The organism is Hominilimicola sp., assembly GCF_046972485.1.
Lineage (GTDB): Bacteria > Bacillota > Clostridia > UBA1381 > UBA1381 > Hominilimicola > Hominilimicola fabiformis.
In genome coordinates, this window is record NZ_JBKVWU010000004.1 from 12,588 (window position 1) to 25,003 (window position 12,416).

Genomic DNA, 12,416 nt, shown 5'->3' on the forward strand with positions numbered 1-12,416 from the left:
CATAGAAAGGAATGGTCAGATAAAATGAAGGTATATCAGTTAATCTATACCTCTGTACAGCATAGCCTGTCCGATCCCGAACTTGGACTTGTCAATCAGTCGGGACTGAGAGTGTTTTCATGCACACAGGGACTTACAAAGCAAAATATTGATGAAACAATAAGATTTGCTACTTACAGACTTCCGAAAAACAATGAAATTAAATATACACAGACACCTTGCGATCCGACAGTGCCTGAACTGTTTCCGAAAATTTTCAGAACGTTCAGACTTTCAGACGGAAGATATGTTGCAATGCAGATTTCTTATGCCGGTTATGATTTTGACGGTCAACCGGGCAATGTGTTTGCTCATGCATTTATATTTGATGATGTTGACGAAAACTTTTTGCCGGAAAGATATATCGGACATAAGCGTTACAGAACGCATCTTACCGAAAAGGATTTAAACGGTCAGATTGTTCATTATTTGAAACCGCTTGATAATATCGCACCGTCTGAAGGTGTCGAAAATAAGGTTATCAACTTTATCGGCGAACATAAGTATGAATTGACTTATGTTTTAGACAGAGCGACAAGGCTTCTGACTTCAGATGATATTAAAAATATATGTATCGCGGCAAATGACGCGGAAACGGTGCAGATGTATTTGCTTGCATTAAAGTGGATTTTACCAATCAGTCTTTCCGAAAACACAGGTATTTCAACGTATAACGTGTACTTACCGTCGGATAAACAAAAACAGATTGTGTTCCACGGAACTATAAAACAGCATAATAATATAACAGGTCAAGCCATTGAGGCGAGAAAAAATTGTATCTATATTGATATAGAAAATACAAAATTTCCGCATAGTGCAAAGTCAATGCTGTTGGGATTTGACATTGATAAACTTCGTGAAATATACAGAAAGTATCATTTCACGTCAATGACACAACTGCTTGACTGGCAGGCAACTTGGGAAAATACAACCAAAACGGGTATAGGCGGAAAACTTATTAAGCTAAAAAAATCGGCAGGCGACAATGCTTTCAAAACACGAGTGCTTGAACTTTATCCGGCTATAAACGACCTTAATATGAAAAACGTAAAATTTGAACTTTCAAAGATTATGTTTGACAATATTGAATTGTTCCCGAACGAAAAAGAACGCGTGACGGAAATTTATATGGGTCAATGTATCGAAAAACTTTGCAAAGGCGAGAATGTTGAATTTGTAAATCCTTTGGGCAATGGCGAAAATGCAAAAGAACAGGCAAATGCGATAAGAGCAAAGCTTTCGATTTATATGAATTTTGTTCGTGAAAATATAGACGATATTTCAGATAAGAATAAAACCGAACTGCTTGGACTGTTCGGAAGTATAAAGCATATGGCAGAGGTTGATACATGGAAATCGTTGTTTACAAATAAAGAAGATTTAAAATTATTCGTGCTTTTGGCATCGCAGATTGTCATAACAGGTACGGGACTTAACGCCTTTACGCAGGTAAAGGGTTGGGAAAAGTCCGATTTGGCAGAATTGGTTGCATATTTTGAATCTTCGACAAAAGATCCGTTCTTGAAGAAAAGCTGTATAAAGTATATCTACAACAATAACTTGGATTGGTCTAAGTACGGTATTTCAAAAACACTTCATGCGAAAACAAAAGGCGAAAGAGAACAGGATTTGCAGAAAATCAGACGTATGCTTTCAAAGGTAGGATATATACCGTATCAGCGTGCGACATATACGAGCTTGAAACCTGAAGTTACGGACGATATAAGAAATAATAATTCACCGCTTTTGATTTCAAGACTGCTTTATGCGGTTTATCGTTGGCAGGGAACTTACGGCAATCAGATGAAAGCCGAAAAGTGTGCAAACAGAGTCAGAAAACTGCTTTTGGAAATGAGAAAAACGCAGACTTCGTGCTTTAATTTTATGATTCCTAAATTGGCACTTGAAATAATCGAGTCACCGGGACATTATCACGAAGTTATGATTAATACGGAAACAATGCCTCCGAGCTTTTGGAATTGGTTCTTAATCGGATATAACAAGAGCAAGGAAGATGAGGATAAAATGCTTGCGTATACGAGAGTATACAGTGCAAGTAAAGCGAAAATGTCGAGAATTCCGGCAAAGAAAAAAATGCGTGAAACTTTTAAAGACGTAGTTGAATAGGAGAGATTATGATGAATATAAAAAAGAAAATTATGGTAATATTTGCAACCGGTATTATGGCATTTTCAGCATCACCATTCGTATTGGCAGCAACTCCGGCACCTGCAAACAACACTCAACAGGCAGAACAAGTTGACACAACCCAGCAAGATACGGCCAATCAAAATAACACAGCCAATCAAAATACACAGGCACAAATTCCGGCAGCCGGAAATGTACAGACTCAAACGGACACTTCAACACAAGTTTCAAATAAGAAATACTTGTCAAAGGGATGGGCTGTATTTTGGTTTATATTCACTATTATAATTAATGCGATTATCAGCTTTTGGATTGGAAACAGATTTTACAAACTTTCAAAGAAAGATAATCACCTTTCATTTGAAATCAGAGCATTGAGAAAAGATATTGAAGAAAAATTCGTAAACAACGTAGGCGGTTTTTCGGAACAAGAAGTTGATATTAAGAATTTAAACGAAAGTCTTGCACTTGATGATGAAGGATTAAAGCCGACTGCAAAACAGCCTGTACTTAATGAAGTCAGTGCGGAGGAAGAAGCACGTTTCAGAAGATGGGAAGAGGCACAGTCTAAACCGAGAAATGAAAGAGTAAAGCCTAAATCAGTATTAAAAGAAGAATTTGACGAAGAACTTGACGACGTTAAGAAAATAAAGAGAAAGAATTATCAGCCTAAACGTAATCCGAGCGAAGATTTCGAGGACGAGAAAGAAAACGAAAAGTCTGAAAAAGTCGATATGGACGCTACAAGAGAAATCAAGCTAAAGGGCGAGGGTGTAAAATCAAAAGCCAAAGAACTTTTGGGTGATATATTCCCATTCAAGGAAGACTAAAATAAGGTAGGCAAGCTGTGGTTTGCTTATGGTCAAAAAGACTGTCATTAGACAGTCTTTTTGAGAATTATGAAAGGTACTGTTATGGATTTAAAAGATGTTCAGCCATATATAGAGGGGAAAATCTGTATGGTTACTGGCGGCGGAGGTTCAATCGGCAGTGAAATAGTGCGTTCACTGTCAAAATTCAATGCGGAAAAAATCGTAATTGTCGATATATACGAAAACGGTGCGTACAGTGTAAAATGTGAAGTCGGCGACAAGGTGACGGTTGAAATTGCGTCTGTTCGCGATTATGAGAAAATGGACTGCATTATGAATAAATACCGTCCCGATATTGTATTTCACGCGGCGGCACATAAGCACGTTCCTTTTATGGAGCTTAATCCCGAGGAGGCTGTTAAAAACAATGTAAAGGGTACAGAAACGGTTGCCGATTTAGCCGAAAAATATAACGCGGACAATTTTGTGCTTATTTCAACGGATAAGGCGGTTGAGCCGGTAAGCGTGATGGGTGCAAGTAAGCGTTGTTGTGAAATGTATGTGTATGAAAAGTCGCTGAAATCAAAACACACTAAATTCTCAGCGGTGCGTTTTGGAAATGTTTTAAATTCCAACGGTTCTGTTATTCCGTTGTTTAAAAAACAGGTTGAAAACGGAGTTGTGACGGTGACGGATAAGGACGTAACACGATTTTTTATGACGATACCGCAGGCGGTTGAGCTTGTTCTGATGTCATTGACGGTTGCGAATGGCGGCGAAATTTTTGTATTTGATATGGGCGGAGCGGTGAGAATACTTGACGTTGCGGAAAAAGTTATAAAAGACGGTGGAAAAGTGCCGTACAAAGATGTAAAAATTGAGTTTACAGGTCTGAGAAAAGGGGATAAACTTCACGAAAAACTGTTTTTTGACTTTGAACAACCGCAAAAAACACGCTATAAAAAAATATTGCGTGTAAACGGCAGCAGTATAGAAAATTTTGCGGAAATGCTTGATAAGCTGTACGAAAAAGCCTACAAAAACGACAGTGACGGAGTTCGTGAAATTATAATGAAAATGACAAACAGTTAAGGGGGAGAGCTATGAAAAAATTGCTTTGTATTATAGGTATCATATTTGCAACAACAATGTCAACAACGGCATTTGCCGAAATGTTTTCTTTTCAGAGCGTTTTGGGAGTGAATGATATATCCGATATTCAAAGTGCGGTTATAGTGGGAGATAACGGAAAATGTGCGGATATTGAACAGGAAGATTTGCAACAGTGGCTTAATGTGTATTGGAATTTTCAGGGCTATGAGCCTGTGATTTTACCGCAGTCGAATAACGGCTATTATTATATTAAGCTATGGAATAAGGACAAAACAAAATCTTATGTTGTGAATGCAAATTCAGGTATATTAGTAGGAAGATACGGTGAACCGAGCAAATCTCACGGAGAGGTTAAGGAAAATTATTTGTGGTATTTTCCGTATATAGGAAATGCAAGAAATGCGTTATATACGGAAAATTCAATATTGCAAACCAAATATTTATATGAAGGATATAACTTGCGTGATGTTACATCTGATGATGTGGCGGTTGTGCCTGAAGACAATATGTTTTCGTCAGACGGTGCGAGCGATTGGGCGAAAGAAGAAATGCAAAAGGCGGCGGCTTGTAATTTACTGCCGGTAGATTTTACAAATGAATATACAAGAAGTATAACAAGAAAAGAATTTTGTGATTTGATTTATCGTCTTACCGCAACGAAATTTAATCCGATTGCCGACTCAAGAAAAGGTCAACAGGACGCAATAAAGCAGGTTATCGCAGAAAGACAGCTTGAAGAAAAAATCAGCGAAGTTTCATATTCCGATTGTGATGATGAAAAAATTAAATTTTTGTCGGGTGCAGGGATAATTTACGGTATGGACAACGGAACTTTTGCACCCGATGATAATATTACACGTGAACAGGCGGCGGCTATTCTTTACAGAACGGCTGAATTTTTGGGAAACAAGACGATTGTCGAGCCGAACGGTACGACATTTTATGATGAAAATTTAATATCCGATTGGGCGAGAGAGTCTGTTTCGATTATGAATTCAATGAAGATTATGGAAGGAGTTTCGGATACTGAATTTGCTCCGAAAGGAAATTACACCGTTGAACAGGCAGTTGCAACAATGGTAAGACTTTATAATTGTTATTAAAAACGGTGTTGCAAAAGTAAAAGAATTGTTGTAAAATACATTAATAACTATGTAATTTGGGAGAGGGTTTAATTGGATATACATGAGGCATTGCAAACCGCAGGACAGTATATTTATATAGGTTTTCGTGCATTGCTTGAGGGGCTGCAAAAGCTGTTCGGAATGTTGGCAGATTGGTTTCAAAGTCTGCCATGGCCGAATGCGATAAAGCTTTTCAGCAATGATACGGCTAATAAATATTTGTTTTTCGGTATTGCAATATACTTGCTTTTGATGAATATATGGGCATTCGCACTGTTTGGTGCGGATAAATCAAATGCAAAGAGAAAACAGAGAAGAATAAAAGAAAGTAAATTGATGAAAGTATGCTTTTTCGGCGGTGCGACAGGCGGTATTATCGGTATGAATGTGTTCCGTCACAAGACGCTGAAAAAGAAATTTTCGGTCGGTATACCGATTTTGTTCGTATTACAGCTTATTTTAAACAGTTTCATACTCGGATTTTTGGGATTTTGGACGTTTTTCTAAAAGGACTGGAATTTTCAAAAAAAGTGTGATATAATAAAATGAGAATTTGTCGGAAAGGAAGATACGGCAGTGGAATTGAAAGATATTTTATCGACAGACGATAAATTGAGAATTATACAGGAACTTGTACCGGGTAAACAAATTACCCTTGCACACGTTATCGCAAGTCCCGACCCTATTTTATACACGAAGCTCGGACTTAATCCCGAAATTGACTTCGGAAGAAGTGCAATCGGAATACTTACAATGAGTCCTGCGGAAACGGCGATTATAGCGGCAGACTTGGCTACAAAAACATCAAATGTTGATTTAAGCTTTGTTGACCGTTTCAGCGGTACGCTTATAATTACGGGCATGGTTGCGGACGTTGAAACGTCACTTCGTGCAATTATGGACTATGCCGAAAGAACTCTTAAATTTACTGTTTGCGAGATAACAAAAACATGAAGAAGATAATACTTATCGGTAGAAGTGAGTGCGGTAAAACCACGCTTACACAGGCACTTAAAGGCGAAAAAATACATTACCATAAGACGCAGTATGTAAACAGATTTGATGTTATAATAGATACGCCTGGTGAGTACATACAAACCAAAAACTTGGGAAATGCGATTGCAATGTATACGTTTGAGGCGGACGTTGTGGGACTTTTGATGAGTTCGAGAGAGCCGTATTCATTGTATCCGCCATGCGTAACACCGCTTTGTAACAGACCTGTTATCGGAATAGTTACACAGATAAACAGTGACGGTGCCGATCCCGACAGAGCGGAAAGCTGGTTGAGACTTGCCGGTTGTGAAACGATTTTCAGAGTTGATTCAAAAACGGGCGAGGGTGTTTGGAAAATAATTGATTATTTGCGTGAGGACGGCGATGTATTGCCGTGGGACGAAGAAGAAACGAGCAGATAGACGAAAATGTCTATCTGTTTTTTTGCACAAAATTTTGCAATTTGCATATGATATAGCATAATATCGAATGGGAGGCAGAGGATATGTGCGGAATATGCGGATTTATAAATTTTAAGACAAACCTTGTCAAGAACGAACGAGAAAATCTTGCTGTTGCTCACCGTATGGCAGAAAAACTGCGTCACAGAGGTCCGGACTCTTGGGGAGAATGGGTTGGCGAACACGCAGTGTTTGCTCATAGCCGTTTGGCGGTTATAGACGTTGAAAACGGACTTCAGCCGATGAAACGTACAGTAGAGGGACACGAATTTGTGATTACATATAACGGTGAACTTTATAACACGAACGACATAAGAAACGATTTGAAATCTCACGGATACGAATTTACCACTGCATCGGATACGGAGGTGCTATTGTATGCCTACATACATTACGGCGAAAAATGTGCCGAAATGCTGAACGGCATATATGCGTTTGTTATCTGGGATTCTATGCGACAAAGAATTTTCGCTTGTCGTGACAGATTCGGCGTAAAACCGTTTTTCTATACACAGAAAAATGATGTGACGGTGTTTGCGTCCGAACTGAAATCACTGTTTGAATATCCGGACGTATCGGCAGTGCTTGATAAAACGGGACTTTGTGAACTGTTTGCGCTAAGCCCCGCAAGGACACAGGGTGTCGGTGTGTTCAAAGATGTAAGAGAACTTCGACCGGCAAGATATATGATAATTAACCGTCACGGAATGACAATAAAGAAATATTGGTCGCTTGTGAGCGGTGAGCATAAAGACAGTTACGACGAAACGATAGAAAAGGTGCGTTCGCTTGTGTATGATTCGGTGAAAAGACAGCTTATTTCAGATGTGCCTATTGCAACATTTCTATCGGGCGGACTTGATTCGAGTATTATAACCGCAATCGGTGCTATGGAAATGAAGAAAAAAGGCGAAAGACTTTCAACGTATTCGTTTGATTACGAGGATAATAATAAGTATTTCAAAGCGTCGCATTTTCAGCCGGACAGTGATACGAAATGGGTGCCGAGAATGGTGGAGGCATTTAATACAAACCATACATATCTTGTCTGCCCGAATAACGTGCTTACGGAGCTTTTGGAGGAGGCACTTTTGGCGAAAGATTTACCGGGTATGGCAGACGTAGACGCGTCACTGCTGTATTTCTGTCGTGAGGTGAAGAAAAATCATACAGTTGTGCTTTCCGGCGAATGTTCGGACGAAATATTCGGCGGTTATCCATGGTTTAGGGAGAAGAAAGCGTTTGAAACACACGGTTTCCCATGGTGCTATGATTTGTCGATAAGAAATAATATTTTGCTTGACAGTGTTCGTGAAACTTTGGATATAGACAATTATTCGCGTATGCGATATGAAGAAAGTATTGCGGAAGTGCCGATTTTTGACGGCGATAATGATGAGGAAAAACGCAGACGTGAAATTTCGTATCTGAATATAAATTGGTTTATGACGAATTTGCTTGACAGAAAGGACAGAATGAGTATGGCAAGCGGACTGGAAGTGCGTGTGCCGTTCTGCGACCACAGACTTGTCGAGTACGTTTGGAATATACCTTGGGAAATGAAAAATCGTGACAATGTTTCTAAAAATGTATTGCGTGAAGCGGCAAAGGGAATCTTGCCTGAAGATGTACGTCTAAGACGTAAAAGTCCGTATCCGAAAACGCATAATCCGCATTATGAGGAGGCGGTTAAGACGCTGCTTGACGGTATTATATCTGATCCGAACGCACCTATTTTGGCACTTTGCGATAAAACTAAATTAACGTCACTTTTGGATGGCGGTTCGTCGGATTACGGTAAGCCGTTTTTCGGTCAGCTTATGGCAGGACCGCAGTTTATAGGATATATTGTGCAGATGAATTATTTGCTTAGAGATTATAAAGTGAGAATACTGTAAAAACAAAGAGCAGACTTTTTTGTCTGCTCTTTGTTTTTATTCCTCTTTTTCTTCTTTTTCAACAAGCTCCATACGATTGATAGATACCTCGTATGCGGTTTTGGTGATTGTTTCTTCTTCGCTGATACGTTTTTGATATGTTCGTGACTGAATACGTCCCCATATTTTTACGTTATCGCCGACGTGAAGATTTTTTGCAAAGCGAGCATTGCGTCCCCATGCAATAATCGGTATGTAGTCGGATTTGTTGTAACTTCTGTTTACCGCAAGCAGAATATCCGTAATTTCACGACCGAACGGAGTTGTGCGGTAAACGGGTTCTTTACAGATAAATCCGTTTAGGAAAAGTGTGTTTGGATTTTTGCTTTCTTCTTCGTCAAAGTGGCAGATGTCTTTTGCAAACACCGTAAGAACAAGACGATTGTCACCGCTTTCGTAACTGTTATAGGAACGGAATTGACCTGTCACCTCAATCATATCGCCGATACAGTATTCACCGTCCATTATAAGTCTTTCAGATACCATAACTCTTACATTATCCGACGCACCGCTTAAACGAGGTACTTTAACGGTAAATGTATAGAATTTTTCGGCGTAAATTTCGTGGTTGAATACAAATTCGTCCTCAATAGTTCCTATGATTATTGCCTGATTGTTTGATAAGTTGTTATCCATGTGTAGAAAACCTCCTCTGCTGTAATTAAATGCTCTTTATCATCAAGTTATATTTATTCGGATATGTCCGCTTTTATGCTTATTAATTAATTATGCTACATATTTTCTTATATTATACCAGTTTGACCTTGACAAAAATACATTAAAATGCGATAATAATTAAATGGAGTATTTTTTCTTCTGAGTATAAATTGAAAGGGTGTGAGTATTTTTGATTATTAAAATAACGGCTTTTATTATCGGTCTTATAGCGATAGTTCTTACTTTCAAAGCTGAACTGATACTTGAAAAAGTTTTCAAAAAAGAGCCGACCCAAGGGTTGGTCCTGCGAGTCAAATACATTGCACTTGCTTTAGCGGTAATTGCCTTTATGGCGGTATTTATATTGGGAAGATAAAATTAAAAGGAGTTAGTATAAATGGAAGATGCAAAGAATATAGCAAAAAATTATAATCCGGCTGAATTTGAGGATAAGCTGTATAATGAGTGGGTAGAAAAGGGATATTTCCACGCAGAAGTGGATAAAAACAAGAAACCTTTTACAATCGTTATCCCGCCTCCAAATGTAACAGGTCAACTTCATATGGGACACGCACTTGACGAAACACTTCAGGATATTCTTATCAGATACAAGAGAATGCAAGGTTACAGTGCGTTATGGATTCCGGGTACAGACCACGCCGGTATAGCAACACAAATTAAGGTTGAAGAAAATCTTCGCGTAAACGAAGGACTTACCCGTTACGATTTGGGACGTGAAAAGTTCCTTGAAAGAGTATGGGATTGGAAAAAGCAGTACGGCGGAAGAATTATAAATCAGTTGAAGAAAATCGGTTCTTCATGTGACTGGGACAGAGAACGTTTTACTATGGACGAGGGCTGCAGTAAGGCGGTTAAAGAAGTATTCGTAAATCTATATAATAAGGGACTTATTTATCAAGGCTCAAGAATTATAAACTGGTGTCCGCATTGTATAACGGCTCTTTCTGATGCGGAAGTTGAACACGCCGAGCAGGCAGGTCACTTCTGGCACATCAAGTATCCTATAAAGGATAGTGACGATTACGTTATAATCGCAACAACACGTCCGGAAACATTGTTTGGCGATACAGCCGTTGCGGTTAATCCTGAGGATGAAAGATATAAGGATTTAGTAGGTAAAATGCTTGTTCTTCCGCTTGTCGGACGTGAAATCCCTGTTATTGCGGACGAATATGTTGATAAAGAATTTGGTACAGGTTGTGTTAAAATCACTCCTGCACACGACCCTAACGACTTTGAAGTCGGTCAACGTCACAACCTTGCACAAATTAAGGTTATGAATGATGACGCAACGATGAATTCATATGCCGGCAAGTATGAGGGTATGGACAGATATGAGTGTCGTAAGGCAATGATTAAGGACCTTGAGGACGAAGGACTTCTTGTAAAGGTTGAGGATCACAGCCATAACGTAGGTCAGTGTTACCGTTGCGGTACAACTGTTGAGCCTATCGTTTCAAAGCAGTGGTTTGTAAAAATGAAGCCTCTTGCACAGCCTGCTATTGATGCAGTTAAGAACGGCGATACACAGTTTGTTCCCGAACATTTTGAAAAGGTGTATTTCCACTGGCTTGAAAATATTCGTGATTGGTGTATTTCACGTCAGCTTTGGTGGGGACACAGAATACCTGCTTTCTATTGTGACGATTGCGGCGAAATTGTTGTTACAAAAGAGGACAGTGCAGTTTGCCCTAAGTGCGGCAAGGAAATGCGTCAAGACCCTGATACTCTTGATACTTGGTTCTCATCGGCATTGTGGCCGTTCTCAACACTTGGCTGGCCTGATAAGACAGAAGAACTTGATTACTTCTATCCGACAAGTGTGCTTGTAACAGGTTATGATATAATTCCGTTCTGGGTAATGAGAATGATGTTCTCGGCACTTGAACATACGGGAGAAGTACCGTTTAAGCATGTGTTTATTCACGGTCTTGTTCGTGACAGCCAGGGCAGAAAAATGAGTAAGTCGCTTGGTAACGGTATCGATCCACTTGAAATTGTTGACCAATACGGTGCGGATGCGTTGCGTTTCACTCTTGCAACAGGTAATGCACCGGGTAACGATATGCGTTTTTATATTGAACGTGTTGAGGCGAGCCGTAACTTTGCAAATAAGATTTGGAATGCGTCAAGATTTACTCTTATGAACCTTGATGTAACTGAAAATAAATTACCTGATTTGAACGATTTACAGCTTGAGGATAAATGGATACTTTCAAAGTATAATGACGTTGTTAAGTTGGTTACTGAAAATCTTGATAAATTTGAACTTGGTATCGCGCTTTCAAACTTGTACGATTTCATTTGGGAGAACTTCTGTGACTGGTATATCGAGCTTGTAAAGCCTAGATTGTTCGATAAGGAAAATCCGACAGGTAAGACGGCTCAGTATGTATTGACATATGTACTTTCAAATACAATGAAGTTGCTTCACCCGTTTATGCCGTTTATTACGGAAGAAATTTGGCAGCACCTACCTCATGAGGGCGAAAGCATTATGATAAGTGAGTGGCCTGAATATGACGAAAAACTTAACTTCCCTAAGGACGTTGAGAGTATAGAACTTATTATGCAGTCAATCAGTGCTATCAGAAACAGAAGAGCTGAAATGAATGTTCCGCCGTCAAAGAAAGCAAAGGTTATTATCGTAACAGATAAAACTGATGTGTTTGAGCAGGGTACAGTATTCTTTGAAAAACTTGCGTCTGCAAGTGAGGCAGTTGTTCAGACGGATAAGAGCGGTATCAGCGATAACGCGGTAAACGTGGTTGTTCCGTCAGCGGAAGTATTTTTGCCGCTTGATGAACTTGTTGATAAGACAAAGGAACTTGAAAGACTTAATGCGGAAAAGAAAAAGCTTGAGGGCGAAATTAAACGTGTAGAAGGCAAACTTAATAATGCCGGTTTCGTTTCAAAAGCACCTCAAAAGGTCGTTGACGAAGAAAAAGCTAAGGGCGAAAAGTATAAAGAAATGCTTGAAAAAGTCCTTGAAAATATTAAGTCAATGGAAAATATGTAATATCAAAAGCAAGCCGAAAAATCGGCTTGCTTTTTGTATGTTTGTGAAATAGCTGATGAATTGGTGAAAGTGTGAAAAAAGAGCTTATT

Annotated in this window: 11 protein-coding genes; 10 read left to right on the forward strand and 1 reads right to left on the reverse strand. The window is 39.2% G+C overall.

Annotated elements, in window-relative coordinates; genetic code table 11:
* Positions 1 to 24: 24 nt before the first annotated feature.
* The 8 genes from ACLTU0_RS00980 (at position 25) to asnB (ending at position 8,591) form a co-directional block, all read left to right on the forward strand.
* Positions 25 to 2,166: a hypothetical protein gene (locus ACLTU0_RS00980; protein WP_412275375.1), complete on the forward strand. Its 2,142-nt coding sequence runs from the start codon at positions 25 to 27 to the stop codon at positions 2,164 to 2,166.
* An 8-nt stretch (positions 2,167 to 2,174) separates the two neighbouring features.
* Positions 2,175 to 3,017 (forward strand): hypothetical protein, encoded by an 843-nt coding sequence (locus tag ACLTU0_RS00985; RefSeq protein ID WP_337599046.1) that lies wholly within the window; start codon positions 2,175 to 2,177, stop codon positions 3,015 to 3,017.
* An 84-nt stretch (positions 3,018 to 3,101) separates the two neighbouring features.
* Positions 3,102 to 4,091: a polysaccharide biosynthesis protein gene (locus tag ACLTU0_RS00990; protein WP_412321037.1), complete on the forward strand. Its 990-nt coding sequence runs from the start codon at positions 3,102 to 3,104 to the stop codon at positions 4,089 to 4,091.
* Between the two features lie 11 nt (positions 4,092 to 4,102).
* Positions 4,103 to 5,215, forward strand: coding sequence for an S-layer homology domain-containing protein (locus ACLTU0_RS00995; RefSeq protein ID WP_412321039.1), 1,113 nt, complete (start codon positions 4,103 to 4,105; stop codon positions 5,213 to 5,215).
* A 72-nt stretch (positions 5,216 to 5,287) separates the two neighbouring features.
* Entirely contained in the window at positions 5,288 to 5,743 is a 456-nt protein-coding gene (locus ACLTU0_RS01000; RefSeq protein WP_022230913.1) for a DUF1294 domain-containing protein, read from the forward strand.
* 69 nt (positions 5,744 to 5,812) lie between these two features.
* A complete protein-coding gene (locus ACLTU0_RS01005; protein WP_022230914.1) occupies positions 5,813 to 6,190 on the forward strand; it encodes a BMC domain-containing protein in 378 nt (125 codons plus the stop codon).
* The gene (locus ACLTU0_RS01010) at positions 6,187 to 6,654 is read left to right on the forward strand and encodes a EutP/PduV family microcompartment system protein (protein WP_412275371.1); all 468 of its coding nucleotides are present in this window, start codon (positions 6,187 to 6,189) and stop codon (positions 6,652 to 6,654) included. Before ACLTU0_RS01005 ends, ACLTU0_RS01010 begins: the two co-directional genes overlap by 4 nt.
* A gap of 83 nt (positions 6,655 to 6,737) precedes the next feature.
* Complete coding sequence (gene asnB / locus ACLTU0_RS01015) at positions 6,738 to 8,591, forward strand: asparagine synthase (glutamine-hydrolyzing) (RefSeq protein ID WP_412321041.1); 1,854 nt, start codon at positions 6,738 to 6,740, stop codon at positions 8,589 to 8,591.
* 36 nt (positions 8,592 to 8,627) lie between these two features.
* Here the strand turns inward: asnB and ACLTU0_RS01020 are convergent, their stop codons facing one another.
* On the reverse strand, positions 8,628 to 9,266 hold the full coding sequence (locus ACLTU0_RS01020) for a single-stranded DNA-binding protein (protein ID WP_308457041.1): 639 nt from the start codon (positions 9,264 to 9,266) through the stop codon (positions 8,628 to 8,630).
* A 211-nt stretch (positions 9,267 to 9,477) separates the two neighbouring features.
* On the opposite strand from ACLTU0_RS01020, the gene ACLTU0_RS01025 reads away from it, so the two are divergent.
* Together ACLTU0_RS01025 and ACLTU0_RS01030 are read left to right on the forward strand one after the other, a co-directional pair.
* Positions 9,478 to 9,663, forward strand: a complete 186-nt coding sequence (locus ACLTU0_RS01025; RefSeq protein ID WP_117968601.1) for a hypothetical protein — start codon at positions 9,478 to 9,480, stop codon at positions 9,661 to 9,663.
* Between the two features lie 21 nt (positions 9,664 to 9,684).
* Positions 9,685 to 12,327: a valine--tRNA ligase gene (locus ACLTU0_RS01030; protein WP_412321043.1), complete on the forward strand. Its 2,643-nt coding sequence runs from the start codon at positions 9,685 to 9,687 to the stop codon at positions 12,325 to 12,327.
* The last annotated feature ends 89 nt before the right edge of the window (positions 12,328 to 12,416 follow it).

Coding starts and splice junctions, on each gene's coding strand:
- asnB (WP_412321041.1), top strand. CDS start 6,738: ATGTGCGGAATATGCGGATTTATAAATTTTAAGACAAACCTTGTCAAG.
- ACLTU0_RS00990 (WP_412321037.1), top strand. CDS start 3,102: ATGGATTTAAAAGATGTTCAGCCATATATAGAGGGGAAAATCTGTATG.
- ACLTU0_RS01010 (WP_412275371.1), top strand. CDS start 6,187: ATGAAGAAGATAATACTTATCGGTAGAAGTGAGTGCGGTAAAACCACG.
- ACLTU0_RS00985 (WP_337599046.1), top strand. CDS start 2,175: ATGATGAATATAAAAAAGAAAATTATGGTAATATTTGCAACCGGTATT.
- ACLTU0_RS00995 (WP_412321039.1), top strand. CDS start 4,103: ATGAAAAAATTGCTTTGTATTATAGGTATCATATTTGCAACAACAATG.
- ACLTU0_RS00980 (WP_412275375.1), top strand. CDS start 25: ATGAAGGTATATCAGTTAATCTATACCTCTGTACAGCATAGCCTGTCC.
- ACLTU0_RS01030 (WP_412321043.1), top strand. CDS start 9,685: ATGGAAGATGCAAAGAATATAGCAAAAAATTATAATCCGGCTGAATTT.
- ACLTU0_RS01020 (WP_308457041.1), bottom strand. CDS start 9,266: ATGGATAACAACTTATCAAACAATCAGGCAATAATCATAGGAACTATT.